At 65.6% G+C, this 26,074-nt stretch carries 25 protein-coding genes and 1 pseudogene; 17 read left to right on the top strand and 9 right to left on the bottom strand.

The genetic code is table 11. The annotated features are described in order from the left end of the window. Positions 1 to 35 precede the first annotated feature (35 nt). From OXG30_03910 to OXG30_03885, 6 genes are all read left to right on the top strand, one after another. Entirely contained in the window at positions 36 to 1,103 is a 1,068-nt protein-coding gene (locus tag OXG30_03910) for a zinc-binding dehydrogenase (protein MCY4134042.1), read from the top strand. Between the two features lie 54 nt (positions 1,104 to 1,157). Beyond that, positions 1,158 to 1,961, top strand: coding sequence for an SDR family NAD(P)-dependent oxidoreductase (locus OXG30_03905; protein ID MCY4134041.1), 804 nt, complete (start codon positions 1,158 to 1,160; stop codon positions 1,959 to 1,961). A 392-nt stretch (positions 1,962 to 2,353) separates the two neighbouring features. Continuing rightward, positions 2,354 to 2,638 (top strand): transposase, encoded by a 285-nt coding sequence (locus tag OXG30_03900; protein MCY4134040.1) that lies wholly within the window; start codon positions 2,354 to 2,356, stop codon positions 2,636 to 2,638. Then, positions 2,635 to 3,519 carry an IS3 family transposase gene (locus tag OXG30_03895; GenBank protein ID MCY4134039.1) on the top strand — a complete coding sequence of 295 codons (885 nt, stop codon included), beginning with the start codon at positions 2,635 to 2,637 and terminating at the stop codon, positions 3,517 to 3,519. The genes OXG30_03900 and OXG30_03895 overlap by 4 nt, the downstream gene beginning before the upstream one ends. A gap of 223 nt (positions 3,520 to 3,742) precedes the next feature. Further along, entirely contained in the window at positions 3,743 to 3,937 is a 195-nt protein-coding gene (locus OXG30_03890) for a hypothetical protein (protein ID MCY4134038.1), read from the top strand. A gap of 717 nt (positions 3,938 to 4,654) precedes the next feature. Further along, entirely contained in the window at positions 4,655 to 4,897 is a 243-nt protein-coding gene (locus OXG30_03885; protein ID MCY4134037.1) for a NifU family protein, read from the top strand. A 74-nt stretch (positions 4,898 to 4,971) separates the two neighbouring features. Here OXG30_03885 and OXG30_03880 read toward each other — a convergent pair whose 3' ends face one another. Both OXG30_03880 and OXG30_03875 read right to left on the bottom strand, forming a co-directional pair. Next, positions 4,972 to 8,082, bottom strand: coding sequence for a fibronectin type III domain-containing protein (locus tag OXG30_03880; protein ID MCY4134036.1), 3,111 nt, complete (start codon positions 8,080 to 8,082; stop codon positions 4,972 to 4,974). A 96-nt stretch (positions 8,083 to 8,178) separates the two neighbouring features. After that, on the bottom strand, positions 8,179 to 10,173 hold the full coding sequence (locus tag OXG30_03875; protein ID MCY4134035.1) for a thioredoxin domain-containing protein: 1,995 nt from the start codon (positions 10,171 to 10,173) through the stop codon (positions 8,179 to 8,181). 79 nt (positions 10,174 to 10,252) lie between these two features. Between OXG30_03875 and OXG30_03870 the strand changes: the two genes are divergently transcribed. After that, complete coding sequence (locus tag OXG30_03870) at positions 10,253 to 11,104, top strand: 1,4-dihydroxy-2-naphthoate polyprenyltransferase (protein ID MCY4134034.1); 852 nt, start codon at positions 10,253 to 10,255, stop codon at positions 11,102 to 11,104. 14 nt (positions 11,105 to 11,118) lie between these two features. On the opposite strand, the gene OXG30_03865 is transcribed toward OXG30_03870, so the two are convergent. Genes OXG30_03865 through mshD form a run of 3 tightly spaced genes read right to left on the bottom strand, consistent with a single transcriptional unit; the run spans position 11,119 to position 14,141 of the window. Next, the gene (locus tag OXG30_03865) at positions 11,119 to 12,666 is read right to left on the bottom strand and encodes an AMP-binding protein (GenBank protein ID MCY4134033.1); all 1,548 of its coding nucleotides are present in this window, start codon (positions 12,664 to 12,666) and stop codon (positions 11,119 to 11,121) included. A 13-nt stretch (positions 12,667 to 12,679) separates the two neighbouring features. Then, a complete protein-coding gene (locus tag OXG30_03860; GenBank protein ID MCY4134032.1) occupies positions 12,680 to 13,396 on the bottom strand; it encodes a ubiquinone/menaquinone biosynthesis methyltransferase in 717 nt (238 codons plus the stop codon). A 46-nt stretch (positions 13,397 to 13,442) separates the two neighbouring features. Then, entirely contained in the window at positions 13,443 to 14,141 is a 699-nt protein-coding gene (gene mshD, locus OXG30_03855) for a mycothiol synthase (protein ID MCY4134031.1), read from the bottom strand. Positions 14,142 to 14,277: 136 nt separating this feature from the next. Here mshD and nth point away from each other — a divergent pair, with 136 nt between their 5' ends. After that, positions 14,278 to 14,919 (top strand): endonuclease III, encoded by a 642-nt coding sequence (nth, locus tag OXG30_03850; GenBank protein ID MCY4134030.1) that lies wholly within the window; start codon positions 14,278 to 14,280, stop codon positions 14,917 to 14,919. A gap of 40 nt (positions 14,920 to 14,959) precedes the next feature. On the opposite strand, the gene OXG30_03845 is transcribed toward nth, so the two are convergent. Next, on the bottom strand, positions 14,960 to 16,993 hold the full coding sequence (locus OXG30_03845) for a hypothetical protein (GenBank protein MCY4134029.1): 2,034 nt from the start codon (positions 16,991 to 16,993) through the stop codon (positions 14,960 to 14,962). Positions 16,994 to 17,129: 136 nt separating this feature from the next. On the opposite strand from OXG30_03845, the gene OXG30_03840 reads away from it, so the two are divergent. Next, positions 17,130 to 18,158 carry a zinc-binding dehydrogenase gene (locus OXG30_03840; GenBank protein ID MCY4134028.1) on the top strand — a complete coding sequence of 343 codons (1,029 nt, stop codon included), beginning with the start codon at positions 17,130 to 17,132 and terminating at the stop codon, positions 18,156 to 18,158. A gap of 22 nt (positions 18,159 to 18,180) precedes the next feature. Here the strand turns inward: OXG30_03840 and OXG30_03835 are convergent, their stop codons facing one another. Further along, positions 18,181 to 19,158, bottom strand: a complete 978-nt coding sequence (locus OXG30_03835; protein ID MCY4134027.1) for an LLM class flavin-dependent oxidoreductase — start codon at positions 19,156 to 19,158, stop codon at positions 18,181 to 18,183. 44 nt (positions 19,159 to 19,202) lie between these two features. Beyond that, complete coding sequence (locus OXG30_03830) at positions 19,203 to 19,406, bottom strand: hypothetical protein (protein MCY4134026.1); 204 nt, start codon at positions 19,404 to 19,406, stop codon at positions 19,203 to 19,205. A gap of 94 nt (positions 19,407 to 19,500) precedes the next feature. Here OXG30_03830 and hisD point away from each other — a divergent pair, with 94 nt between their 5' ends. The 6 genes from hisD to hisF are packed head-to-tail and all read left to right on the top strand — an operon-like array spanning position 19,501 to position 24,620. Further along, positions 19,501 to 20,811, top strand: coding sequence for a histidinol dehydrogenase (hisD, locus tag OXG30_03825; protein MCY4134025.1), 1,311 nt, complete (start codon positions 19,501 to 19,503; stop codon positions 20,809 to 20,811). Beyond that, complete coding sequence (gene hisC, locus OXG30_03820; protein MCY4134024.1) at positions 20,804 to 21,883, top strand: histidinol-phosphate transaminase; 1,080 nt, start codon at positions 20,804 to 20,806, stop codon at positions 21,881 to 21,883. Before hisD ends, hisC begins: the two co-directional genes overlap by 8 nt. After that, positions 21,880 to 22,479 carry an imidazoleglycerol-phosphate dehydratase HisB gene (gene hisB / locus OXG30_03815; GenBank protein MCY4134023.1) on the top strand — a complete coding sequence of 200 codons (600 nt, stop codon included), beginning with the start codon at positions 21,880 to 21,882 and terminating at the stop codon, positions 22,477 to 22,479. The genes hisC and hisB overlap by 4 nt, the downstream gene beginning before the upstream one ends. After that, a complete protein-coding gene (gene hisH, locus OXG30_03810; protein MCY4134022.1) occupies positions 22,476 to 23,102 on the top strand; it encodes an imidazole glycerol phosphate synthase subunit HisH in 627 nt (208 codons plus the stop codon). Before hisB ends, hisH begins: the two co-directional genes overlap by 4 nt. A 1-nt stretch (position 23,103) precedes the next feature. Continuing rightward, positions 23,104 to 23,829: a 1-(5-phosphoribosyl)-5-[(5-phosphoribosylamino)methylideneamino]imidazole-4-carboxamide isomerase gene (gene hisA / locus OXG30_03805; GenBank protein MCY4134021.1), complete on the top strand. Its 726-nt coding sequence runs from the start codon at positions 23,104 to 23,106 to the stop codon at positions 23,827 to 23,829. Beyond that, positions 23,826 to 24,620, top strand: coding sequence for an imidazole glycerol phosphate synthase subunit HisF (gene hisF, locus OXG30_03800; GenBank protein ID MCY4134020.1), 795 nt, complete (start codon positions 23,826 to 23,828; stop codon positions 24,618 to 24,620). Before hisA ends, hisF begins: the two co-directional genes overlap by 4 nt. Before the next feature lie 11 nt (positions 24,621 to 24,631). Here the strand turns inward: hisF and OXG30_03795 are convergent, their stop codons facing one another. Continuing rightward, entirely contained in the window at positions 24,632 to 25,273 is a 642-nt protein-coding gene (locus OXG30_03795) for an alpha/beta fold hydrolase (protein ID MCY4134019.1), read from the bottom strand. Between the two features lie 28 nt (positions 25,274 to 25,301). Between OXG30_03795 and OXG30_03790 the strand changes: the two genes are divergently transcribed. Further along, on the top strand, positions 25,302 to 25,658 hold the full coding sequence (locus OXG30_03790) for a co-chaperone GroES (GenBank protein MCY4134018.1): 357 nt from the start codon (positions 25,302 to 25,304) through the stop codon (positions 25,656 to 25,658). Between the two features lie 70 nt (positions 25,659 to 25,728). Then, positions 25,729 to 26,067, top strand: a pseudogene (gene hisI, locus OXG30_03785) (phosphoribosyl-AMP cyclohydrolase). Positions 26,068 to 26,074: the final 7 nt, after the last annotated feature.

Here is a 26,074-nt window from a genome sequence, read left to right as displayed (position 1 = left end):
GGGCTGGGCTCAAACCCCGATAGGAGACCGCGATCATGAGCAGCACTTGTCGGGGCGTGGTCTTCAACGGCGACGGAACCTTTCAACTGAGGGACGATTTTCCGGTGCCCGAGCCGCCGGCTGGTGGTGGGGTGCTCAAGGTGGAGGCCGTGGGCATGTGCGGCAGCGACGTGGCCCAGCTCCACGGCCACCAGCACGTCCCCGGAGAGAAATCACCGCTGGTTCCCGGCCATGAGATCGTGGGCCGGGTTCATGCCCTGGCCGACGACGCCAACTTGGGCGTGGCGGTGGGCGACCGGGTGGCGGTGGACCTTGTTGTGCGGGCCCCGGTTACGGAGAACAACCCGTTCGGCTTAGGCGAGGTGTACGGCTACACGATGGGCCTCGAAGACGGCCACGGGCTGTGGGGCGGCTACGGGGAATACATGGGCGTGTTGCCCAACACCCATCTGGTGAAGCTGACCGAGGACACTGACGCCGCCGAGCTGACCCTGTTCGAGCCTCTGGCCAACGTGTGCAACTGGTTCAGTCGGATGCCCGTGGGCGAGGGCGAGACCGTGGTGGTGCAGGGTCCGGGCCACATGGGGCTGGTGTACGCCGCGGAGGCCAAGCGCCGGGGCGCGGAGACGGTGATCGTCACCGGCACCGATGCCGATGCCCTGCGCCTGGAAGTGGCCCGCGAGGTGGGCGCCGATGTGACTGTCGACGTCACCGCCACTGACCTGGTGGCGTTTGTGGCCGAGATCACCGGTGGGGCCATGGCCGACATGGCCGTAGATCTGGCCGATGCCACCGCCACCGTGCCCCTGTGCCTGAGCCTGGTTCGCCAAGGGGGCAAGGTGCAGCTGGCCGGATTGAAGAACTTGGCGCCAGTGGAGATGATCACCGACCTGATCGTGCTCAAGGGACTGACGGTCCAAGGCGGCAGCGGTTCCACTCCGAGCTCCATGCGAGAAGCGGTGGAGATATTGAATAGCGGGGAGTTTCCCACCAGTCCGCTGCTGGGCGAGGTGTTCAGCCTCGACCAGATCGACGAGGCCATGGCCCTGCTCCAGCGCACCGCCGACCACGACGCCGTGCGGGTCGGCCTCCGGCACGGCTAGCAGTACTGGACCAGTGAGCGTCGAGATCGAGTGGTTGACGGCGGCATTGAGGCGATGAGCGTAGAGATCGACCACTCCGGCAAGGTGGCGCTGGTCACCGGGTCAGGAGCAGGCATCGGCCGAGAGATTGCCCGGTGGATGGGTCGGGCGGGCGCTGCGGTGGCCGTGAACGACATCCGTTCCGCCAATGCCGAGGAAACGGTGGCCCTCGTTGCCGAAGAGGGGGGCACGGCCAGAGCCTTCGCTGCCGACCTGCGAGACGATGCCGCCATCGAGCAGCTGATGGCCGATGTGGCGGCCTGGGGCGGGAGTCTGGATATCGCCGTCAACAACGTCGGCATGATGGCCGGGCGTTCCCCCACCCGGTTTGTGGACATGGACGGGGAATTCTGGCGAGATCTCGTGGATCAGAATCTGGTGCTGACCGCACTGTGCGGCCGGGCTGAAGCCTTGGTGATGATGGAGCAGGGGGGCGGCGTGATCATCAACGTCAGCTCGGGGGAGACCACCCGGCCATCGCCCATGATGTCGAGCTATGCCGCGGCCAAGGCGGCTATCAATCACCTCACGTGGTCGATGGCGGTGGAGCTCGGCCCCCACAACATCCGAGTCAACGCCATCGCCCCCGGCACCACCCCCACTGAATTGATAAGGGAAGCATTTTCTTCTGAACACTACGAAGCCATCGTGGCCGCCACCCCTCTGCGCCGGGAGACCCTGCCCGAAGAACTGGGCCGCCTATCTGTATACCTGGCCTCCGACCTGGCCCGCTGCACCACCGGCCAGCTCATCCTGGCCGACGCCGGGGCGTTCCTATCCCGCACCCGGCCGCCAAATCTCGGCCAAGACGCCAGTTAGATGCCGCGCGGATAGGCGGCCTACCTGGGATAACGCTGTTGAGCGATGTCATAAGGAGAATCCTGTCACCTGCGGATACGCGCCAATCCCCGCGTCCGCCGAGCGATTCGGGAAACGACGTGGTTCACCTATCCGCTTGAGCTCCAAGTGACAATTTGATGGTGCGACCGGGTAGGCCCTGGACTCGATCCCGGTGGCCACCCTCGATCAGCCCGGGCGTGGTGGCCTGGACTCGATCCCGGTGGCCACCCTCGATCCTCGATAGCCAATGCTCCCCAAGCCTGCAAGCCATGTAGTGGTTGGGGGCGGTTTTGCTCCACCAACAGCGCATAGGTGTGGTTGGTCGTGAGGTTCCCCCTTTTTCGTGGAGGCATGCTCTATAAGGAGGAGCTATGTCCAGATTGCGAAGAAATTTCGACTGGGAGTTCCGTGATGGGGCTGTTCGGATCGTCAACGAGACCGGACGGCCGGTGGCCCATGTGGCCCGGGAGCTCGGTGTGTGTGAGGGCACGCTGGGGAGCTGGGTGCGCCGGGACGCTGCCGAGCGGGCCGGCGGGCTGAGCGCAGACGAGCGGGCCGAGTTGGCGAGGCTCCGCCGCCGGGTGGCGGAGTTGGAGATGGAGCGTGATGTCCTCAAACGATCCGCAGTCGTCCGGGTGAGCGGGGCAACGCGGTGACAGCAGAGTTCATCGCCGCCCAGAGGACCGATCACGGTGTGCCTCATGCGGTGTCGTTGCGGGCGCTGGATGCAGCTTCTTCGACGTTCTACAAGCACCTCAACCGTCCGCCGGCCGATCAGCAGTTGCGCCGCCAGGCCCTCGACGCCGAGGTGCGGAAGGCGTTCGACCGTTCCCGGGGCGCCTACGGGTCGCCCAGGGTCAGAGCCCAGCTGCGCCGCGACGGGATATCGGTGTCGAAGAAGACGGTGGAGGTCTCGATGGCCCGCCAGGGCCTGTGCGCCCGCCCCAAAAGGAACAAGGGCCTGATCGGCCAGAACCCCGGCGCCGCGGCCCCGTCGGACCTGCTGGGGCGCGACTTCAGCGCCAAAGCGGTCAACCAGAAATGGTACGGCGACTTCAAAGAGGTCAAGACCGCCGAGGGCCCGGTGTTTTTGGCCACGGTCCTGGACCTGTGCTCGCGGCGCATGGTCGGGTTCGCCACCTCCGATGGCTACCCGACAGCGGAGCTGGCCAAGGCCGCCGCCAACACCTCCACCATCAAGGCGTTGCGACGACCGATTGAAACCGGCCAATACACAGCCAGAGCCTTCGCCGCCGCCTGCCGGCGCCTCGGCATCCACCGATCCTCCGGGCGCACCGGCAACGCCCTGGACAACGCCCCGGCAGAGTCGTTCTTCTCCACCCTCACCCACGAGCTCATCGACCAGAGGGCCTGGGCCACCAAAGCCCAAGCCCGCCAAGAAATCACCCTGTGGGTACACGGCTGGTACAACCAGCACCGCCTCCACTCCGCCATCGGAATGATCCCACCGGTAGAATACGAACTCACCCTGACCCCTATAACCAACCTCTCCACGATTAGGGGGGGAAGCTCATGAATCAAAGCGGCTCGCTTGGGCCTCCGTGGCTAGTGGTAGTTGTTGAGTCTGTTGTCGTTATCGCGATTCTGCGGGTAGCGCTTTGGCTGGTTCCCTTGTCGGGCCAGTGGGATTTAGTCGTTTGGCTCGGCGTGGGAGTGCCTTTGGCTGCGGTGGCCCACCGCTTCAACAAAGCCCGTTACGGGGCTGCCACCCGACCGCCCCTGTGGTCGGGGAAGAAGCGATGAAGGCCCCCATACCCAAGCCCTATCAGAGCGTTCTGGGGATAACGGCAGTCTCGGCCGCGTCGGTGTGGCCGCCAACCCCCTTTGTCTGGGCTGCGATCGCCATGACGCTTGTGGTCGCCGCCTACCTGTACCGGCTGGAAAAGAAGCCGAGACGCAGCAAATCACGCTTGGAGCGCGAAAAGGCTCTATAGGCCGCTGCCAAATGTGGGCCTGGAGTCGATCCCGGTGGCCGCGGTGGGCCTGGAGTCGATCAGCCCGGCGTGTAGGGCATCCAGGCTCGATCCCGGTGGCCAAGCCCGATCCCGGTGGCGTGGCGGCGGTCTGCGTTCCGAGACATGACCCGGCGCGGTCTCCACGGCCTGGTGGTCTGGTCGGGGTGAAGGTGTATGGTGGGGGGAGGGCATGGCTTTAGACAACCCCCCACCACACCTCCCCGACGATACAGCTTCCGGCCCGGCGCGGGAGTGGCTGGAGCGGGAGCGGCAGCGCGCCGAGCCATCTACCTACGGCTTCGCACCTGCCCCAGCGTCGAAGGCAAAAGGGGCGAGTGAATCGAAGGCAAAAGGGGCGAGTTGGCAGGTTTGGGCTGCCATAATTTTGATTAACATCTTTGTCGTGAGGCCGTATGTCGGCTGGTGGGCAGCGGGGCCTTTCGGCGCTGCCGTTCTTATTTTCGTTCTTATTTTCTACCCGCACATGGCTCGGAGATTCAGGGCCTATCGCCATCGCCGACGTGCTAACCAGGGTGGCGCTTTGAGTGGCGGGGGATCGGATGGTTGAGAAATGGCGGACTATGACCGCTTTTGCCAGTGTGCGCCTATTGACCGTTATCGCTGTGGTGGCTCTGTTGGGGTCGGCCTGCGGAAACGACGACGACACCCCCGCTGAGGCTCTTAGTATCCATCGCCATGGATCAAGCCCTATTGGACGAAGCCGTCGGCGAACTGAGAGCCCTTGTAGCCCTTGACGGCGGCGATGTGGAACTGGTATCGGCCAACGAGGGCACTGTGGCCCTGCGGCTCATCCTTGAAGGCGCCGAATGCCGCGAGTGCGTCATGCCCAAAGAGTTCCTAGAACAAATCGCCTTAGACATGGTCACCACCCGCTTCCGCGAGGTCAGCGCCGTCACCATCGACGACCCTCGCGAATAGAGCCTCAACGCCTTTCCCGGTGGTGGATGCCCTAGATTGGGCACCCACCACTCTCACGAATTTCAGGGAAAAGCCTACGGATTAGTGATTGGGGTACCGACAGTAACCGTGTCGTCCGTTCGGTCTGGTGTGTCGTTGTTGTCAATGGTCACCAGGTATCGGTCTGACTCATCGAAGGCGCTATTGCCACCGCTGGAGCTGGCGCCATTTGCCCGTACACGGGCCTGGTAATATATGCCGTCACGCAGGCTTGTCGCTGGGTATAGCGACTCAAGCGTGTCGGTGGTAGCCACGGTCTGACTCGAGCCCCATCCACCGCAGCTGTAGCCGCTGGTGCCACAAGAACGCCACTGCACGTAGTAGCGGTTGACGGTCAAGGAGCTGCTGGGCACACTCCACGTCACTTGAACGGTTGGCCGGCTGCTGGCGTCGGTGCCAGAGGTGATGGCCCCAATTGACGGAATGAAGCTCGAACCCGGACTTTGTATGTTGTCCGCACTAGTTATCGGGTCGGCATCAGGCGTGACCGACCACGGGCCGTTGCCGTAGCTGTTTCGCGCCAATATCTGAACCTCGTAGTACACGCCAGTTGTCAGACCGGTGAGTTCGTAGCTGTACCCGCCGGAGCAGTAGGGATGACCGGTCGCGGTCGTCGGGCAACCGGCTTGAGCCAGCGAGATGTTCCGAGTGGAACTCCAACTCGTTGATCCGACTTGACGCCACCGAAGGGCGAAACCATTCAAGGTGGGCTTGCCAGCCTCTTCGGCGTATGTCCAACTCAAATCCAGATTCCTGATGTTGGTGGGATCATCTGCTGTGCCTTGGTTGTCTTCAGCGGCGGTAACGCTGGTCGGAGCCATTAGCGTGCCGGGCTCAGCAGAGACTATTTGCGACCACGGACCGGGACCGTTGCCGTTAATGGAGCGCATCCGGATGTAGTAGACGACGTTGGTGCTCAACCTTGGTGTTGTGAAAGTCGTTGCACTGGATGCCAGCGTGTCCTCGGCACAGGAGGCGTCGGCTCCGCAATTGGCGGCAAAGCTGCGACTGGTGTCCCACTGAATGATGATGTCATCCACCGCTGGCGAGCTAGGCGGATTGGCCCAGCTGACAGTGATGGTGTCGCCACTGGGCATGGCGGCAATGTTGAAGGGAGTTCCCGCGACTCCCAGGGTGATCCTGGCTGTGGAAGACCACGGTCCACCCACCCTGTCGTTGATGGCTAGGACCCGTACTTCGTACAAGTCCAAGCTTGATAGGCCGGTGATGGTGTGAGTCAGGGTACCGGCAGTGATAGCTGGCGACTGCCGTCTGGATGGGGACCAGTTCTCGTTATCGCTCACGTTGCGCCATTGGACCCGGTAACCGGTTGCCGCAGGGTCATTGTCATTGATCAGCGGCCCCTCCCAGTTCACCTGCAAGCTGGTGCCCGGTGCGACTGTGGTAAGTCTGACGTTTCTCGGCGCACCGGGGTCCTTCAGGTCACTGGTCAATGCGAGCCTTTGGGTGAGTGACCATGTGCCAGGCCCATTCGAGGTGGCCCCCTGGATTCTCACGTAGTAGGTACGCTTATTGGTTAGGCCAGTGATGGTGTATTCCGTGGTCGAGTTCGAAACTCTATGCTGCTCGCAGTTGCTACTGGTGCCGCAGTTGTTGGCGAAGCTGGTACTGGTGCCCCACTGAATGGTATAATTCAAAATTGCGCTATTGCCCTCGGCCGGGTGATCCCAGTATGCCGATATCTCGCCGTATTCCTGGCTAACCAGCGCTTGAACTCCGGCCTCATCGTTATCTTGGTCGACCCATCTCGGCGGGCCAGCGATCCCCGTCCTGATCGCCAGAGTGGGAGTCCAGTAGTCACGGGTGGCGTTGTTACCTGACCCTGTGGAGTTGGGATTACCCCGATTGGCCAAGACCCGCACGTAGTAGGTGGTGTCCGTGCGCAGCTGGGGAATCGGGCATTGGTACTCGGAATGACCGGCGCTCTCGGTACCGCAGTTGTCGGGTTGGGTGCCCGAAACTGAGCCATCAGTGTTGAGCTTGAGCACAAGCTCCTTGCTGCCCGACATGCTGCTGCTGGTGCTGTATTGCACCTTGTATTCGAAAACGTCGTTGGCGTCGTACGGATCATTGTTCGCGTCGGTGTCGTCATCATCGGCGGTAACCGGGTCCCAACTCGCCACAATTGAACGGTCACTCGGGGCGAGCAACAAATCCTGAGCGGCCCGCTTGCTATAGGTGCCGGGGTTTGTGGCCGTCGGAGAAGAGATACTCTGGGTAGGTCGAGTCGGCCCCTGGGAGCCGCCGGTGTCTTCTTCGTCGTCGGTGCCGGTGTCACCAGTGCCACCGGCACCACCAGTACCGGTGTCGTCTTCGTCCTCGTCACCGGGGAGCGGCCTTCCGGTGCCGGAGGGGTCGGCGCATTCGTCGGTGGCCTCTTGGGGCTCTCCGAATGTGGTGCTGAGCAGTCGGGCGCACTCGCTGGCGAACAACGAGTCAAACAGGTTGTCTCGCTCGCGGGAGAGCTGCTCTAGCGCGTTCTGGCGGGCGATGGTGGCCCGGCGGGTGGTGGGCAGCGAGCAGATGTCGGCCACGTTGTCGCCGTTGACGTCTAGCGGATAAGTCACCGGACCGCCCAGGCTCCGGTTCAGGCAGAAGTTGGGGCCGGTAACGACAGGCCCAGAGAAGAATCCACTGGGCCAAGTTGTGACAAGTACCGGCGAGACGCGAGACAGCGGAACCTGTGGAATGCGCTGTCCGGCAGCATCAGCTCGCCGGGGCTCGGCGCACTCATCTTGGGCTTCTTTCACCGGTTCGCCATAGGTGGCGGCCACATTGGCGCACTCGTAGGCGAACAGCTGGCCGAAGCGGGCCGGGAGGTCCAAAGCCAACAGCTCCATGGCGTTTTGTCGGGCCACAGTTTCTCGGCGGGTGGTGGGCAGCGAGCATACATCGGCAATTCCGTCGCGGTCCTGGTCGAACGGGTAGGTCCTGGGGCCACCCAGGCTGTTGTTGACGCAGTAGTCGGGGCCGGTGATATCCCCCGAGTAGTAGCGCGATTGCGCAGTCTGCGCAGACGCGATCGCGGTGATGCCAGCTACCAGTGCCACTATGGCAATGAGCGCACCGCCCAACTGCAATGCCCGCCTCGGTTTGCTGGTGCCGTTGGACATTTTGCCCTCCATCGTTGCAGTCCGCGCGACATTCCGTTCGCGGCCCCATAGCTTATCCCAGGCTGGGGTGCTTCTGGTGAATCCCTAGCCCTATACAGCGCATTCTCGCTACAGTCGGGCAAGCAGGTCGTCTTTGCTTTCGGCGGGGGCCTCGCAGGTGTAGTTGCGGCAGACATAGGCCAGCCCGTCGGTGCGGTTTTCCCACAGGGGGGAGTCGTAGGGCTCTCCCCAGGCCAACACGGTGTTGGGGCGGTAGCTCTCACGCACCGCGTCCACCAGGTCGGGGCGGTCGCCGCCAATCACAACTTCGGTGAGACCGGTGGCGTTCATGTCCACCGCTTCCAGCAAATGGCCGAAGCCGCTGGGGTGGTTGGCGGCCACTTCGCCTAGCAGGGCCAGGATGTCCTGGGCCCGATCGAGATAGTGGTCTTGCCCGGTGAGGGTGCCCAGGCGCAGCAAGGCCACAGCGGCAGCGCTGTTGGCCGAGGGCACCGCGTTGTCGGTTATCTCCTTGGGACGGCATATCAGCTCTTCGGCGTCCGATCCGGTGGTGAACACCCCACCCCGCTCGTGGTCCCAGAACAACTCCAGCAGTCCGTCGGCCGTCTGAGTGGCCTCGTCGATCCAGCGGGCCTGGCCGGAAGCCTCGCCCAGGCGGGTGAAGGCGTCGGCCACTGCGGCGTAGTCGGCGGCGTAGGCCAGGTGGCGGGCTTGGGCCGGGCGGTCGACGTCGCCCGCCTGCCAGGAGCGCAGCCACCGGCCGTCGGGTTGGCGCAACCGGTCGAGCAGGAACCCGCCGTTCTTGATGGCCGCCTCCATCCACTGCTGGTTGCCGGTGGCTGCGGCGGCCTCGGCCAAAGTGGCCAGCATGAGGCCGTTCCACTCCAGCAGCACTTTGTCGTCCAGGCCGGGGGGAATGCGCAGGTTGCGGGCCGACAGCAGCCGCTCCCGGCTCAATTCCACGCTGGCTGGGCGCAGCAGGTCGCCCCGCACCGGTCGCCACAAGATGTTGTGGCCTTCGAAGTTGCCGGCCTCGGTCACTCCGAACCAGGCCATGAACTCCGTGGCGTCGTCGCCCAGCACCGAGGTTATCTGATCGGGGGTCCACACGTAGAACCGGCCCTCCTCGCCCTCGGAATCGGCGTCGAGGGCCGAGTAGAAGCCGCCGCTGTCGTGGCGCAGATCTCTCAGCACGAATCCAATGGTCTCGTCCAGCACCTGGCGGAAACGGGGCCGGCGCGTCACCTGCCAGGCATGCAGGTACAGCCGGGCGAACAGGGCGTTGTCGTACAGCATCTTCTCAAAGTGGGGCACGATCCACTGGGCGTCCACCGAGTAGCGGCTGAAACCGCCGCCCAGGTGGTCGTAGATCCCCCCCGAGGCCATGGCGTCCAACGAGTTGATCACCATGTTGAGCACGTCCTGGTCGCCGCTGTGCAGGTAGGAGCGCAACAGCACCTCCTGGCTCATGGTCTGGGGAAACTTGGGGGCGCCGCCGAAGCCCCCCCAAGCGGCGTCGTACTGCTGGCGCAGCGCGGCGGTGGCCTGTCTCAGGGTCTCCGATCCGGTTCCGGCCGGGGCTCGCTGGGGGTCGGGCTGGATCAGCGCGGTGCGGTTCAGCGAATGGGTGAGATGGTCGGCCTGGTTGTTTACGTCTTCGCGGCGGTTAACCCACACGTCTTGGATCCGGTGCATGATCTGGGTGAACGACGGCATCTGTCCCCGGCTCTCCCGGGGGTAGTAGGTGCCGCCGTGGAACGGGCGGCCGTCGGGGGTCATGAACACGGTCATGGGCCAGCCGCCCCGGCCGGTGAGAGCTTGGACGGCCTCCATGTAGATGGTGTCCACGTCGGGGCGCTCCTCGCGGTCCACCTTGACGTTCACGAACAGCTCATTCATGACTTTGGCTGTCTCGGGGTCTTCGAACGACTCGTGGGCCATGACGTGGCACCAGTGGCAGGCCGAATAGCCCACCGACAACAAGATGGGCTTGTCATCGGCCCGGGCCGCGGCGAAGGCATCCTCGCCCCACGGGTACCAGTCCACCGGGTTGTCGGCGTGCTGGCGGAGGTAGGGGCTGGTCTCGGCCCCGAGTCGGTTCATGGCTCGGAATCCCTCACGTCTTCAAAACTCGTATGGCTCCGACACTAACGAACTCGGGCGATGGGCTAGACATGGCCCGATGATTCGGCTGTGGATCCAGGGGGCTCGGCCCCGAACCCTTCCTGCCGCACTGGTGCCGGTGGCGGTGGGCACCGCTGCGGCTGCCCCCGACGTGGTGTGGGGGCGGGCGGCGGCGGCGCTGGTGGTAGCGGTGGCCCTCCAGGTGGGGGTGAACTACGCCAACGACTACTCCGACGGGATTCGGGGCACCGATGCCAACCGGTTGGGCCCGGCCCGGCTGGTGGGCGGTGGTGCGGTGGCGCCTGATGTGGTGAAGCGGGCCGCGTTTGGAGCCTTTGGGGTAGCGGCGGTGGCTGGGCTGGTTCTGGCCATCGTGGCGGCACTGTGGCTTATTGCGGTGGGGCTGGCGTGCATTGTTGCTGGTTGGTACTACACCGGGGGAAAGCGGCCCTACGGCTATGCCGGTTTGGGAGAGGCGGCGGTGTTCGTGTTCTTCGGTATGGTGGCCACGGCCGGCACGGCTTTTGTGCAGGTCGAAGAGTTGACCGGGTTGACATCGGCCGCCTCTGTGCCGGTGGGGCTCTTGGCCTCGGCGCTGCTGGTAGCCAACAACCTGCGCGACATTCCCCAAGACCAGGCCGCGGGCAAACGGACTTTGGCGGTGCGCTTGGGCGACCGGGGCACCGCCTGGCTCTACGCCGCCTTGGTGGCGGCTGCTTTCGCGGTGGGCGGCGTGCTTGCCATTGCCCGCTCCTGGACACCGCTGACACTGGCCGCTCTCGGTTTGGCCATCCCCGCTGTGGTTTTGGCCTTTTCGTCAGCGCCCAAGGCCCCCCTGCTCAACCACACCGCCCGGTTGCATCTGGTGTTCGGAACTCTGTTGACGATTGGCCTGGCGGTATCGGCCTAGCCCTCCTTAGACAGCTATCCCTTCCAATACGGGGCCCGCAGGGCCTGTTTGTTGATCTTGCCCATTGCGGAGCGGCCCAAGCGCTCTTCGCTGATGAACTCAACCGATCGAGGGCACTTGTAGTGGGCGATCCGGTCGCGGCAGAAGGCAATGATCTCGGCTTCTGCGGGCGGGTGGTCCGGGTCGGCGGGCACTACCAGGGCCTTGAGCTGCTCGCCCATCTCCTCGTCGGGCACGCCGATGCAGGCCGAATCGGCCACACTGGGGTGTTCGGCCAGCACCTGCTCGGTCTCGGCGGGGTAGATGTTCACCCCGCCCGACACCACCATGTCGGAGAAGCGGTCGGTGAGGTACAAGAACCCGTCCTCGTCGGTGTAGCCGATCTCGCCCAGCGTGAACACCCCGGGTCGCAGGTGGGCAGCCGCCGTCTTTTCCGGGTCGTTGCGGTAGCTGATTCCCCGGCCGCTGGTGTCGGTGAAGTACACCCGTCCCTCTTGGCCTGGCGGCAGCTCGTTGCCGTCTTCGTCCACAATGAGCACCTCAAAGGGGGGAACCGGGCGCCCCACCGAGCCGGGATGGGCCAGCCAGTCTTCGGAGTTGATGTGGCACGATCCGCCCACCTCGGTGGAGCCGTATCCCTCAGAGACGATGGGCCCGAGCCAGTCGATGATGGCCCGCTTTACCGACACCGGGCAGGGCGCGCCGCTGTGGGTCACCGACACCAGGCTGTCAGTGCGGTAGTGCGCCCTCACCTCGGCGGGCAGGGCCAGCAACCGGGTGAAATGGGTGGGCACCATGAACATGGCGTTGACCTGGTAGCGGTCGATGGCCGCCAGAGTGGCCTCGGCATCAAACCGGCCCATCACCACCACTGGGGCGCCGCCCATGAGGTTTCTGGTGGCCGAGAACGGCCCGGCGTGGTACATAGGCCCCACCACCAAATGGGTGCCGATGGCCGCGTTGGGAGTGGCGCAGGTGGCGAAGTACTCCTCCACCGTTCGCCCGCCCCGGAACAGGGCCGGTGGCGCGTCCACGCCCTTGGGCCGCCCGGTGGTGCCTGAGGTGTAGAACAAGTGGGGGACCGGCGGGATGTCGGTGGGCGGGGGCTCGTGTAGGGCAGTGGCCAGGCCGTTTTCCCAGGAAGCCACCTCGGGGTGGTCGGCGCAGCGCCAGCCCATCACCGCGATGGGCGGTGCGCCGGGATTGTTCGACACCGATTGGGCGGCCTGTACGCCCCGCTCTGCCGTCTCGGGGCCTACCAGCAGCAAGGCCGAAGCCGAGTCATCCAGGATGTAGGCCAGTTCGTCGGGGGTGAGGTGGAAGTTCACCGGTACGGCGGAAACCCCCGCCAGCGCGGTGGCCACATAGGCCATCACCGTTTCGGCTGAGTTCTCGGCGAACACCGCCAGCCGCCGCTCCGGGCCCAGGTCGAGGGTGTGGAGCAGGTTGACCGCCCGGTTCATCATCTGGTCGAGCTCGGCCCAGCTCAGGGTGGTCTGCTGGTCGGTCAGCGCCATTTGGTCGGGGTCGTCGGCGGGGATGTGCTGGGCCAGCAGGGACATGGGAGGTTCTGGGCTAGTGCCTTCGGGTGGCGGTGACCAGCTGGGCTATGCCCCCGGAGAGCGGCGAATGCTGGACCGCGTCGAAACCGCGCCCGGCCAAGAGGTCGAGCATCTCCTCGGTGGGGGGCATGTAGGCCACCGACTTGGGGAGGTACTCATAGGCGGTCCGGTCCGACAGCAAACCGCCGATCAACGGGATCACCTTGCCGAAGTACACGCGGTGGCCCAGCCGCATGATCGGGTTCGACGGCTCGGCCACCTCTAGCAATGAGATTCGTCCTCCTGGGCGCACAACCCGGGCCAGCTCGGCGAACAGGGCGTCCAGATCCACCACGTTGCGCAGGGCGAACCCGCAGGTGATGCCGTCGGCGCTCTCCGGAGGGACCGGAAGGCACAGGGCGTCGCCCAGCACCATCGGGGCGCTCAGCTTGCCCGAGTCGCGGTACTTCTGGGCCGCCCGGAGCATGCCGGCCGACAGGTCGAATCCCACGGCCCGGTATCCGGCGGACTCCAGGTCGCGGCACAGATCACCGGTGCCGCAGGCCAGATCGAACACCAGGGACTCCGCGGGCAGCCCCAGCTCCCGCACCGACCGTCTCCGCCAGCGACAGTCCATGCTGAAAGTCAAAAGCCGGTTCAACATGTCATAGCGGGGCGCGATGGCATCGAACATCGACCGCACCGCCGCCACTTTGTCTTGGCCTTGAGGCAGCGAGGGGTCGGCACTCATTGGACAGCCACCTTGTCCTGACACTGGGGGAGTGAAGAGTCCGAGCTCATTCCACAATGCACCGGTAGGCCCGGTTGGTGGAACGGTGGTCGAAGCCCAGGCGGTGGTAGGTGGCCACCGCGGGATCGTTGTCCGACTCCACATAAAGAAAGCCCACGGTGAGCCCCTGGTCGGCCAGGTGGTCGAGGCCGGCCAGGGTCATGGGCTTGCCCAGTCCTTGGCCGTGGAAGTCGGGATCCACCGCGATGGCGTAGATCTCGCCGGCTGGCGGCGTCTCATCGGGGTGGACCTTGGTCCAGCAGAATCCGGCCAGGCGGCCATCTCGCTCGTGGAGCCGAAAGCCCTCGGCGTCGAACCAGGCTTCGGCTATGCGCTCGGCCAAATCGGCGGCAGTCAAGCCCCCTTGTTCGGGGTGCCAGTGGAATGCCCGGTTGTTCACCGCGAGGAATTCCTCGTCGTCGGCGCCGGGCACGAAGGCCCGGGTGGCGATGGTGGCGCGCGGCGCGGGCAGCGGCCGCTGCATCCGCCACAGGTCCCGGTACGGATCAAAGCCGAGGTCGGCGGCGAAAGCGTCGTCGGGGTCGGCGGCTTGCTCGATCCAGAGCTGCACCGCTTCGCCGGACTCGGCGCCGGCGATCACCTCCTGGATCTGGCCTGCGGTGGCTTCGTCCCGGGCCACGTCGGGGGCGATGGTGACGGACCAGGCGAACTCTCCCTGGTGGGGTCGGGAAACCGTCAGCGTCACAATCCTCACGGTAGCGCTGCAATCACCGACTCCGAGCAATTCCCACGGTAGCGGCCCCGATCGCCGACTCCGGGCAAATCCCACGGTTGCGACTCCCATTGCCGAATTAAGAGTCAGGGTCGTTACCATGCGGTCGATGGCGAGGCCACGCACCCCCAAAGGCAGAGCCAGGCGGACGCACGAGCTTCTGGCCGAGGAGTATCCCGAGGCAGTGTGCGAGCTGGACCATGAGAACCCGTTCCAACTGCTGGTGGCCACCATCTTGTCGGCCCAGTGCACCGACAAGCGGGTGAACATGGTCACACCTGACTTGTTCGCTGCCTATCCCACACCAGAGACCCTGGCTGAAGCGCCGTTGGCCCACGTGGAGGAGTTGATCCGCTCTACGGGTTTCTTTGCCACCAAGGCTCGCAACATCGTGGGCATGGCCCAGGATCTGGTCAACCACTTCGACGGCCAAGTTCCGGGGAAGATGTCCGATTTGGTCAGCCTGCCGGGGGTGGGCCGCAAGACTGCCAACGTGGTGCGCAGCGTGGCCCTGGGACTGCCCGGCCTGCCGGTGGACACCCATGTGGCCCGCATCACCGGGCTGCTGGGGATTACCGAGCACAAAGATCCGGTGAAGATCGAATTGGAGCTGAACCCCATGGTGCCGGCCGCCGAGCGGGGCGAGTTCTCCTTGCGGCTCATCCTCCACGGCCGCCGGGTGTGCATCGCCCGACGCCCCCGATGCCACGAGTGCGTGCTGGCGTCGTTCTGCCCCTCAGCCGGGAGATGATCGGGCACAGCCTTATACTGCAAGCTTGGAGTCTGCTGGCCTAGGGCCTGAAGAACCCGGCCAGGCTGCCCCAACAGATGAGGGCTCGGTCGACGCGCACGCCGCAGGAGTGCCACATGCCTGCACTTATAGCTGTGAAGCGGCCATCGGGGGGAGCAGCTTGACCGTTGCTGTTGTCTCCCCAACATTGGATGGTTTGGTCGGTGCGCAACCCGCAGGTGTGGGATATTCCCGCCGACACGGAGGAGAATCGTGCTACCGGGGCGTCGGTCTGGCCGCGATCGTTGTTTCCCCAGCACACGACGAAGCTGTCAACCTGAAGTCCACAGGTATGGGCGTCACCCCCAGTTACTGCGGAGAACTCGCCGTCGGGGGCGTCGGTTTGGCCGTGGTCGTTGTTCCCCCAGCAGACGATGGAGTCGTTCTCCCGCACTCCGCACGCATGGAAGCTGCCGGCCGCGATGGATTCGAAGCGGCTCGCCCTCGCGTCGGTTTGGCCCTGGTCGTTGTTGCCCCAGCACTCCACGGTTCCCTTGGTGTTCAGCCCACAGCTAAACAGGTAGCCCGCCACAACCTGGGCGAATCGCGCCGCAGGGGCATCGGTCGCCCCGCTGATGCTGTGTCCCCAGCATTCGATGAGCTGGTTGGGCGTCAGTCCGCACGAGTGCCCACCCCCGTTGGAGACCGTGTTGAAGTACCAAGTGGGCGAGCTGGCCACCTCGCTGGCGTTCAAGCCCCAGCACTTGATGCGGTGGTTGTTTCTCAAACCACAGGTATGCCAGTGCCCGGCATCGACGGAAAGGAACCTGTCATCCGACACCTTGATCTGCTCCGAGCTGCTCTTGCCCCAGCACTGAAGGGTCTTGTCGGTGCGGATGGCGCAAGAATTGAGCCTTCCCGCGGCAACTGCCGTGAACTGCCCAGGGGGGGCTTCTGCTTGGCCGTCGCTGTTGGACCCCCAGCAGTCGATGGTCTGATCGGAGCGTAAGCCACACGAATGCTCGCCGCCAGCGGCCACGACAGCGAACGGGCCCGGCGGTGCATCGAGTCGCCCGAATGTGTTCCAGCCCCAGCAGTCGATGGTCTGGTCGCTGCGGAGCGCGCAGGTGTGTGATCCACCGGCATCGATTTGGGTATAGCGTCCGATAGGCGGATTTGCTTCGCCGTTGCCGTTCCAGCCCCAGCAGTCGATGGTCTGGTCGCTGCGGAGCGCGCAGGTGTGAAAGTTGCCGGTGGTGATCGCGGTGTGTTGGCCAATGGGGGCGTTGGCTTGTCCGTTGCTGTTGTCGCCCCAGCAGTCGATGGCTTGGTCGGTGTCGAGCGCGCAGGTGTGTGATCCTCCGGCGGCTATTGCGGTGTGTTGGCCAATGGGGGCGTTGGCTTGTCCGTTGCTGTTGTCGCCCCAGCAGTCGATGGCTTGGTCGGTGTCGAGCGCGCAGGTGTGTGATCCTCCGGCGGCTATTGCGGTGTGTAGGCCCTCGGGGGCGTTGGCTTGTCCGTTGCTGTTGTCGCCCCAGCAGTCGATGGCTTGGTTGATGCGGACTGCGCAGGTGTGGGCTCGACCTGCCGAGATGGCAGTGAAGGTGGGTATCGGGATGGCCGCGGCGGCACGGATTGTCTCGAGGGCCTGGTTGTCGAGGCTGAGGTAGCAGCCGATGGAGTCGTCCCATCTCCATTGCACTTGAGCCAGCACAGTGGTTCCTTCGACGGTTTTCGCTACAGGCACGGATTGCTGGCCGAAGTGGTGGTGTTCGAAGCACCGGGCCGCAGTCTCGTGGCTGGTGGCGGCAGGCGAGGTGAGTTCGGCCGCGTGGGCTCGCAGGATGCTGATGGCCTGGTTGTCGAGGCTGAGGTAGCAGCCGATGGATTCGTTCCACCGCCAGTGCACTTGGGCGAGTTCGGTCGATCCGTCGGCAGTTTTGGCGACCGGAATGGGTTCTAGGCCGAAATCGTGGTGGTCAGAGCACACTTCGGCCGCCGACACGGCCACTGCTGGACCGGTGGAGGCAAGCCCCAGCCCCGCAGTAGCGATCAAGATCGCCGCAACTGCCGTCAATGTCCTTGTTGCGGCCATCACTGATGATCAACCCCCGAGTTGGCGAGCCATGCTAGTGGTCCGTCTGGGAACAGGCTGGCCGAAGATGAAAGACCTGCGGGCCACTAGGGTGTCATCTGGCATTCGCATCTGGACAAGACGGGAGAAAACCGGCATGCAAGCAGCACGATTGGTGGACGGCAACCTGAGTATTCTGGACGTTACAGCGCCGGAGCCGGGCTTTGAGGAGGCGCTGATTCGCATCACCTCCTCGGGGGTATGCCACTCCGACCTCCACCTGGCCCGGGGTGATTGGGTCGGTGTCTCGGGCATCGAGGTGTTGGGCCACGAGGCCATCGGCGTGGTGGAGGCGCTGGGGCCGGGGGCGGAGCGCTACAGCCAGGTGGGCGACCGGGTGATCCTCGGGCTCGGGGGCACCGGCGGCGGATTCTGGTGCGGCGCCTGCGAGTTCTGCCTGCGGGGCGAGCCCCGGCACTGCCCGCAGACCCAGGGGATCATGGGCACCTTCGCCGAGCAGTTCTGCGTGTGGGCCAAGTCGCTGGTGGTGCTGCCCGAGTCGGTGGGCGACGACCAGGCCGCCCTGGCCTGCGGCGGGCTCACCGCCTACGGGGCGGTGAAGAAGCTGTTCCGCAACCAGGTGCCCCCGGGCCGCTGGGTGGCCATCATCGGTGCCGCTGGCGGGCTGGGCCACTATGCAGTGCAAATCGCCAAGGCGCTGGGCTACAAGGTGATCGGCGTCGACATCGGCGCGGCCAGGCTGGAGTTTGTCGAGTCGCTGGGCGCCGACATGGCGGTCAGCGCCGACGACGCCCTTGAACAGGTGACGAGTGAGATCGGCGGGGTGGACGCCAGCATCGTGTTCTCCGCGGCGATGGCCGGCTTCACCCTCGGGTTCCGGCTGCTGCGGCCAAAAGGGCTGTTTGTGGCCGTGGGGCTGCCCCCCACCAGCGAGGGCAATATCGAGTTGAACCCGTTCGAGTTCTTCATGAGGGACGCAACCCTCATCTACTCCGCAGTGGGCACGGTGCAGGACATGCGGGAGCTAGTGGACATGGCCGCCGCCGGACAGGTGACCACCCACGTCGGGCGCACCGGCCCCCTGTCGGAGCTGGACGCCATCTTCGACGAGCTCCAGTCCGGCAAGTACGTCGGCCGGGCCATCATCGACGACCTGGCAGGCTAGCGGGTTCCGGCCCGCGCCGGGGTTATGCGCCCTCGGCGAAGGCGGGCATGACCTTGTCGACCACCAATTCCAGCGTCTCCCAGCCGATGGCGGGGTCGATGCCGCCGCACAGCGGGTGGAGGGTGGCGGCGCCCTTGGTGCGGACCAGCTCGACGCACTCGTCGGGGGTGAGCACCTCGAATTGGCCGGAGGCCTTGAGGCCGGCGATGTCCTCGGCCTCCACGTGCCAGCCCGAGCGCTGGTCGGGGTACTGCCAGCTGGCGTAGGCCGCCGCGTCGTACAGCATGTTGGGGCCGATCTTGGCCCACAGTGCGTCGGGGTCCTCGGTAACCAGCACCAGTCCCGGACCGTCGGGGGCCATGGCGAATGCCCCTTCGAATCCGATCTCGGCGGCCTCGGCGTAGTAGAGGTCTACCAGTTCTTGGTCGCCGATGGGGGGCATGTAGGGCAGCCGCAGCCGGGCGGCCCGCTTGGCCGATGCCGGTACCGATCCGCCCACCATGACGATGGGGTGGGGCTGGGTCACCGGCTTGGGGGTTACCCACACGGTGCGGCCCTCGTACTCGAACGGCTCCCCGGTCCAGGCCTGCTGCATGACTTTGATGGCCTCTTCAGTGTCGCGGCCCCGACGAGTGCGGTCTTTGCCGAACATCTCGAATTCGAATTCCCGGTAGCCCAAACCGGCGATGGTTATGAACCGGCCCGGGGCTATCAAGTCGATGGTGGCGATGTCCTCGGCCAGCCGCAGGGGATCGTGATAGGGCACCAGGAGGGCCGACAGCGTACACATCAGGTTGTCGGTGGCCCCCAGGATGGCTGCCGAAATAGCCAGCGGTGCCGACATGAAGCCGTCCTCGGTGCCGTGGTGTTCGCTGGTGATGGCCCCGGCGAAGCCCCGGGTGTCGGCCCACTTCACCATCTCCAACATCGCCCGGTACTGATCCCCGTGGGTTGCATCGGTGAACGGAGGGGTCCGCAGATCAAAGCGCAGATTGAACATTTCTTCTCCCGGTCAGCTCGATGGGCCTTTGTAGGATTGCAGATTTACAGACTCCGGGTGAGCCGGTCGAGCCGGCGGGTGGCCCCCCGGAGGCTCCGTTCCACCTCGTAGAGCTCAAAGGCCACGTCCTCTCGGTCGGTGTCCTCGTAGCGCCGGGCCACCTCAGCCACTCGCACGGCGAGATCACCCATCACACTGCTCATCGAGCCGAGTTCCGCCCCGTCCGCCGCCGTTGTCCTGTCGTCCACGGCAAGGTTCTATCGCAGACGGGCCACTAGGAGGCCCGTTTCTCTGGACAATCCCTTCGTTGGCGGGTTGCTTGGGCCTGTAGTTTTGAGGGTCGTGCTAGACCGAGTGGACCTGCGGGGCGAGGCCGACATCAGTGGCCGTTTGCCTCGGCCTGAGCCCGTTTCTGAGGGGTCGGTGGCCGCGGTTCGCGAGATCATTGACGCGGTGCGCGCCGACGGGGATGCCGCCCTCGCCCGCTATTCCAAGCAGTTCGACGGTGTTGTCCCTTCAAGTTGGCGGGTTTCTCCAAGCGAGGTGGCCGCGACCAGAGATCGGGTCGCCCCCTCGCTGCGGGCCGGTCTGGAAGCAGCCGCCGATTCCATTGCCGAGTTTCACCGAAAGCAGGCTTCGAAAGAGCAGACCCACACCCGCCAGGGCATAACCATCCGCAGTTGGGACCAGCCAGTGGGCCGGTCCGGTTGTTATGTGCCGGGCGGCCGGGCCGCCTATCCCTCCACCGTGCTGATGACCGCGCTTCCCGCCCGGGCCGCCGGGGTGGACCAGGTAGTGCTGTGCGTTCCCCCCGGCTCCGATGGCCGAGTAGCCGACGTTACCTTGGCCGCGGCGGCCATCGCCGGGGTCGACGAGGTATATGCGGTGGGTGGTGCCCAGGCTGTTGCCGCCATGGCCTTTGGCACTGAGTCGGTTGGCGCAGTGGATGTGATCGTCGGGCCGGGCAATGTGTACGTGGCCATCGCCAAACAGCTGGTGGCCGGTTCTGTCGGCGTACCGGCGGCGTTCGCGGGACCTTCTGAGGTGGTAGTGGTGGCTGACGGCACTGTTCCGGCGGAATACGCCGCCATCGATCTCATTGTGCAGGCCGAGCACGGTCCTGATGGCCTTGCCTGGCTCATCACCTGGGATTCTGACGCTGCCGACGGAGTGGAGCAGGCGGTGGCCGGATTGCTGTCGGATGCCGTTCGCCGGGACGATATTGCGGCCACCTTCAGCCGCAGTGGCCACATTGTTTTGGTCGACGGTCCGCAGGTCGCTGCCGAAGTGGTCAACTTCATCGCCCCCGAGCACTTGCAGGTGATGACCGAGGCACCGGAGGCGGTCATCGACGGAATTCAGAACGCTGGGGCCATCTTTCGGGGTCCGCTGGCACCGGCGTCCATCGGCGACTACGTGGCCGGTCCCTCTCACGTGCTGCCCACCAACGGCACCGCTCGCTTTGCCGGTGCCTTGAGCGTGAGGGACTTCACCAAGCCCATGCACGAGATTTCTGTGGACGCTGAGGGTCTGGCCGCGGTCGGACCCCATGTGGCCGCCATCGCCGATGCCGAGGGATTGGATGCCCACGCCCAATCCATTCGCTTGCGCGGCTTCGGCGACGGAGTTCAGAGAGGAACCAACGATGAGTAGCCCTGACCGCCTGCCAGTGAGAGAGAACCTGGCCCTCATGTCTGGCTACCACTCGCCGCAGCTCGATGTGGCTGTGAGGCTCAACACCAACGAGTCGCCGGTGCCCCCGCCCGAAGGATGGGCTGAGGCTCTGCGGGCGGCACAGGCCGATATCGACTGGCACCGCTATCCCGACCGTGGGGCTCACGAGCTGCGAGCCGCGTTGGCCAAGCACGAACAGGTCGCGCCCGAGCAGGTGTTCGCGGCCAACGGCTCCAATGAGGTTCTCCAGTGCCTGATGCTGACGTTCGGCGGACCGGGACGCGCCGCGCTGACCTTCGAGCCCACCTACGCCCTTCACTCCCACATCTCCCGGCTGGCCGCTACCGAGGTGGTCACCGGCGAACGCAGTGAGGACTTCTCGCTGGACGCCGACTATGCCGCGGCCATGGTGGCCGAGCACCGCCCGGCTGTCACCTTCCTGTGCTCGCCCAACAACCCCACCGGCATGGTGGAGCCGCCGCAGTTGGTCGAGAGGTTGCTGGCCGACGTCTCGGCGCTGCCCGGCTTGCTGCTGATGGATGAGGCCTACGGCCAGTTCGACCCCCACACCTCGGTTGACCTGGTGGATGAGGGCCGGCCGCTGGCGGTGACCCGCACCTATTCCAAAACCTGGTCGATGGCCGCCGCCCGGCTCGGCTACCTGGTCGGACCATCATGGTTGGTAGCCGAACTGGAGAAATCGGCGCTGCCCTACCACCTCGACACCATGAAGCAGATCGCCGGCCGTCTGGCATTGGACTACGAGGATGAGATGAACGAGCGGGTGAGCATGCTGGTGTCCGAGCGGGAGCGGATCGCCGCGGCCCTCGACCAGCTCCCGGTCCGCCATTGGCCCTCGGGAGCCAACTTCATGTTGCTGCGGCCGGACTCCGGCGACGGCGACGCAGTTTGGCAGGGTCTCGTGGATCGGTCGGTGCTCGTGCGAAACTGTTCTTCTTGGCCCCGGCTCGCCGGTTGCCTTCGGGTCACCGTGGGATCGCCGGCCGAGAACGACGCGTTCTTGTCCGCATTGAGTGAGGTGCTGACATGACAGACACATCCCGAACCGCCACCGCATCTCGGAGTACGGCCGAGACCAGCATCGACATCGCCATCGACATCGACGGCAACGGCCAGGGCGCGGCTACTACCGGTTTGCCGTTCTTCGACCACATGTTGAGCCAGCTGGGCCGCCACGGCGGATTCGAGTTGAAGGTGGAAGCCTCCGGTGATCTGGAGATCGACGCCCACCACACCGTGGAAGACGTCGGCATCCTGCTGGGGACGTGCTTCGCTGAGGCCCTGGGCGACAAGGCCGGGGTGCGCCGGTTCGCGTCCATAGCGGTACCGCTGGACGAGGCCGTGGTGGAAGCGGTGGTCGACCTGTCGGGCCGCCCGTTCCTGCACTATGACGTGAGCCCTCCGGGCCAGAAGATCTTGGGCGACCCGCCGTTCGACCCCCAGCTTTGCGAGGAGTTCTGGCGGGCCTTCGCCACTTCAGCGGCGCTGACCCTGCACATCACCATGATTCGGGGCCGCAACACCCACCACATCATCGAGGCCAGCTTCAAGGCGGTGGCCCGGGCACTGCGCGACGCCGTGCGGGTGGAGGGCACCGACATCCCCTCCACTAAAGGGGTTTTGTGACCCGACCGCTGATAGCGGTGTTGGACTACGGCATCGGCAACCTCCGCTCGGCCCAGAAGAGCCTGGAGCGCATGGGGGCCGACGCCCGGCTGACCGCCGATGCCGGGCTGATTGCCGACGCCGCTGGGGTGGTTCTGCCCGGGGTGGGAGCGTTCGGGCCTTGCATGGCCGCGCTCTGCGACACCGGGCTAGACGAGCAGGCCCGGGCCGCGGCAGCCGACGGACGGCCGTTTCTGGGCATCTGCATCGGCTTGCAGCTTCTCTACGAAGGCTCCGAAGAAGCGCCGGGGGTAGCTGGCCTGGGCATATTGCCCGGCACGGTGCACTTGTTGCCCGGCAACGTGAAGCGGCCCCAGATGCAGTGGAACCGCCTGGAGGTGCGCAGTCCCAGCCCGCTGCTCGAAAGCCTCGACGGTGCTTGGGTGTATTTCGTCCACTCCTTCGCCGCGCCGATGGCCGACAACGTGGCCGCCACCTGCGACTACGGCGGCCCGGTGGCTGCGGCAATAGCCGACAAAAACGTGTGGGCCACGCAGTTCCACCCCGAGAAGTCGGCCCGCCCCGGCCTGCGGCTGCTGGAGAATTTCGTGAATCAGGCCCGAACCGCCGCAGTGGGGGCCTGACATGCAGATCTACCCGGCAATCGATCTCCGGGCCGGACGCTGCGTGCGGCTCTACCAGGGATCGTATGACGCCGAAACCGCTTACTCCGACGATCCGGTGGGCCAGGCCCGGCAGTTCGCCGACGCGGGGGCCTCATGGCTGCACGTTGTGGACCTGGATGCGGCCCGCACCGGCGACCCGGTCAACCTGGCGGTGATTGCCGCCATTGCCGATGCGGTGGATGTGCCGGTGCAGACCGGCGGTGGAGTCCGCAGCCTTGATGCGGCCGCCGCGCTGGCCGACGCCGGGGTGGCCCGGGTGGTGATCGGCACTGCCGCGGTGGAGACGCCGGAGTTGGTGGAGCAGGTGGCTGCTCGCCAACCGGTGGCAGTGGGGTTGGACGCCCGGGGCCGCGACGTGGCCACCCACGGATGGGAGCAGGGCGGCGGCGGAGACCTGCTAGAGCTGGCCGCCCGCTTCGAGTCTTCGGGGGCCGAGGCGGTGGTGGTCACCGAGATCAGCCGCGACGGCACCATGAGCGGGCCCGACACCGACGGCCTGAGCGCAGTGCTGGCTGCCACTGGCCTGGCGGTGATCGCCTCCGGCGGGGTGGCAAGGATTGAAGACCTCAGCGAGTTGGCGACCATCGGCGACCACAGCCGACGGCTGGCCGGGGTGATTGTGGGAAGGGCGCTCTACGAGGGGCGCTTCACCGTGGAGCAGGCTTTGGAGACACTGGCCTCATGAGCACACCGGCCGCCGTCCCCAGCAACGCCCGGATCATCCCGTGTTTGGACGTGGACGCTGGCCGGGTGGTCAAGGGAGTCAACTTCGTAGACCTCACCGATGCCGGCGACCCAGTGGAGTTGGCCGCCCTCTACGACCAGCAGGGCGCCGACGAAGTGGTGTTTCTGGACATCACCGCGTCGTCCGACCAGCGGGAGACCACCTTGGAATTGGTACATCGCACCGCGGAGGAGGTGTTCATCCCCTTCACCATCGGCGGGGGCATCCGCACGGTGGACGACGCCCGCCGCCTGCTGCGGGCCGGGGCCGACAAAGTGTCGGTGAACACCGCAGCGGTCAATCGCCCCGAGCTGGTGGCCGAGATCGCCGACGAGTTCGGCAGCCAGTGCGCGGTGGCCTCCATTGACGCCCGTCGCGCCAACGGAGGCGCATTCCCCTTCGAGGTGTTCACCCACGGGGGCCGCACCCCCACCGGAGTAGATGCCATCGAGTACGCCATCAAGGTGACTGAGCTCGGCGCGGGGGAAATCCTGCTCACCTCCATGGACCGCGATGGCACCCGCGATGGCTTCGACATAGAGCTGACCCGGGCAGTGGTGGAGGTGACCAACGTGCCAGTGATCGCCAGCGGGGGAGTGGGCACCCTCGACCACCTGGTAGAGGGAGTGCTAGAGGGCAAAGCCGATGCCGTGCTGGCCGCCTCCATCTTCCACTTCAGATTGCACACCGTGGCCGAGGCCAAGTCCCACATGGTTGCCGCCGGAATCCCCATCCGCCCCGCCGACGCCTGATTCGCTTCCCTTCAGGAAGCGAGCACGGCCAGATAGTCGTCGATCAGCTCGTTGAGCTTGTCGGTACGGCCGATAAGGAAGTGGTCGGCGCCGCCAACGGGGTGGATCTCGGTGTTGGTCCAGTCGACTGTGGCGGCTTGGGCCTGATCGGGAGGATTGAACTGGTCTCGCTCGGGCACGGCCAGCCACTTGGGCCGGGGATCGGCTGCGGCCCTGAAGCGGTCGGCGTTGACCACCCGCAGCGGCGGGGCTACCAGGAACCACCCGGCCAGCTCCGGGGCATCGCAGGTCAAGGCCAAGTCGGCCCCGAACGACCATCCGGCCAGCACCAGCGGGCACCCCTCATTGCCGACCGCGGCCATGGCCTCCACCGCGGCCCGCACATCGAGCTGCTCGCCCTCGCCGAAGTCGTGCTCGCCCTCCGAGCCCCCGACCCCTCGGAAGTTGAACCGCAGCACCGCGCAGCTCGAGCCCACCAGGTGGTTGAACAGGGTGGAAACCACCAGGGAGTGCATGTTTCCTCCGTGCTGGGGATGGGGGTGGGCGATCACCACCCGATTCCGAGGACCGGCCGGCACCGCCCACTGGGCTTCGAGGCTGAGGCCGTCGGCAGTAGCCAGGGTTGTGGGGGTTGGCCCGAAGTCGTCTGTCATATGCCGGTCACGGTAGCGTTGTCACCCCATGGCCAAGGCAACAAAGAGCGTGAGTCAGGTCGCGCCCGAGGACAAGCTTCCCATCAAGATGCTCAACGACCGCATCTTGGTGCAGCTGGATATCCCCGAGGGAGAGCGGCGGTCCACCGGTGGCATCCTCATCCCGGCTACTGCCCAGGTGGGCAAGCGCCTGGCCTGGGCGGAGGCCATTGCGGTGGGCCCCAATGTCCGCACCGTGGAGTCGGGCGACCAGGTGCTGTTCAACCCCGAAGACCGCTATGAGGTGGAAGTTCGGGGCGCCGACTACCTCATCCTGCGGGAACGGGACATCCACGCGGTGGCCGCCCCCCGGCTCGACGAGGGAAGCACCGGCCTCTACCTCTGACCCGGCCGCATCTCTCGTCTGGCTCAGAATTGGCTCTATTGGAGGCGGGGTCTGCTCCTACGATGGGGCGATGCCGGCAATTACGCCAATAGAAGCTGCCCCCGGAGCGCTGGACGAGGTGGCGTTCAACGACGACGGGCTGGTTCCCGCCATTGTCCAGGAGCACGAAGGGGGCCGGGTGCTGATGATGGCGTGGATGAACCGGGAGTCGCTGGAGCGCACCCTGGAAACCGGGCGCACGTGGTTCTGGAGCCGGTCCCGCCAGGAGTACTGGTGCAAGGGGGAGACCTCTGGCGACCGCCAGTACGTCCGGGAGGCGTATTACGACTGCGATGGCGACACGTTGCTGTTCATGGTGGAGCAAGAGGGCCGAGGGGCGTGCCACACCGGAGAGTATTCGTGCTTCTTCACGTCGT

The sequence above is a fragment of the bacterium genome, assembly GCA_026708015.1.
Classification (GTDB): Bacteria; Actinomycetota; Acidimicrobiia; order Acidimicrobiales; family Bin134; genus Poriferisocius.
Note: the sequence above shows the minus strand (reverse complement) of the source record. Positions and strands in the feature narration are given on the sequence as shown.

Coding starts and splice junctions, on each gene's coding strand:
- OXG30_03910 (MCY4134042.1), top strand. CDS start 36: ATGAGCAGCACTTGTCGGGGCGTGGTCTTCAACGGCGACGGAACCTTT.
- OXG30_03905 (MCY4134041.1), top strand. CDS start 1,158: ATGAGCGTAGAGATCGACCACTCCGGCAAGGTGGCGCTGGTCACCGGG.
- OXG30_03900 (MCY4134040.1), top strand. CDS start 2,354: ATGTCCAGATTGCGAAGAAATTTCGACTGGGAGTTCCGTGATGGGGCT.
- OXG30_03890 (MCY4134038.1), top strand. CDS start 3,743: ATGAAGGCCCCCATACCCAAGCCCTATCAGAGCGTTCTGGGGATAACG.
- OXG30_03885 (MCY4134037.1), top strand. CDS start 4,655: ATGGATCAAGCCCTATTGGACGAAGCCGTCGGCGAACTGAGAGCCCTT.
- OXG30_03880 (MCY4134036.1), bottom strand. CDS start 8,082: ATGGAGGGCAAAATGTCCAACGGCACCAGCAAACCGAGGCGGGCATTG.
- OXG30_03875 (MCY4134035.1), bottom strand. CDS start 10,173: ATGAACCGACTCGGGGCCGAGACCAGCCCCTACCTCCGCCAGCACGCC.
- OXG30_03870 (MCY4134034.1), top strand. CDS start 10,253: ATGATTCGGCTGTGGATCCAGGGGGCTCGGCCCCGAACCCTTCCTGCC.
- OXG30_03865 (MCY4134033.1), bottom strand. CDS start 12,666: ATGTCCCTGCTGGCCCAGCACATCCCCGCCGACGACCCCGACCAAATG.
- OXG30_03860 (MCY4134032.1), bottom strand. CDS start 13,396: ATGAGTGCCGACCCCTCGCTGCCTCAAGGCCAAGACAAAGTGGCGGCG.
- nth (MCY4134030.1), top strand. CDS start 14,278: ATGGCGAGGCCACGCACCCCCAAAGGCAGAGCCAGGCGGACGCACGAG.
- OXG30_03845 (MCY4134029.1), bottom strand. CDS start 16,993: ATGGCCGCAACAAGGACATTGACGGCAGTTGCGGCGATCTTGATCGCT.
- OXG30_03840 (MCY4134028.1), top strand. CDS start 17,130: ATGCAAGCAGCACGATTGGTGGACGGCAACCTGAGTATTCTGGACGTT.
- OXG30_03835 (MCY4134027.1), bottom strand. CDS start 19,158: ATGTTCAATCTGCGCTTTGATCTGCGGACCCCTCCGTTCACCGATGCA.
- hisC (MCY4134024.1), top strand. CDS start 20,804: ATGAGTAGCCCTGACCGCCTGCCAGTGAGAGAGAACCTGGCCCTCATG.
- hisB (MCY4134023.1), top strand. CDS start 21,880: ATGACAGACACATCCCGAACCGCCACCGCATCTCGGAGTACGGCCGAG.
- hisA (MCY4134021.1), top strand. CDS start 23,104: ATGCAGATCTACCCGGCAATCGATCTCCGGGCCGGACGCTGCGTGCGG.
- hisF (MCY4134020.1), top strand. CDS start 23,826: ATGAGCACACCGGCCGCCGTCCCCAGCAACGCCCGGATCATCCCGTGT.
- OXG30_03795 (MCY4134019.1), bottom strand. CDS start 25,273: ATGACAGACGACTTCGGGCCAACCCCCACAACCCTGGCTACTGCCGAC.
- OXG30_03790 (MCY4134018.1), top strand. CDS start 25,302: ATGGCCAAGGCAACAAAGAGCGTGAGTCAGGTCGCGCCCGAGGACAAG.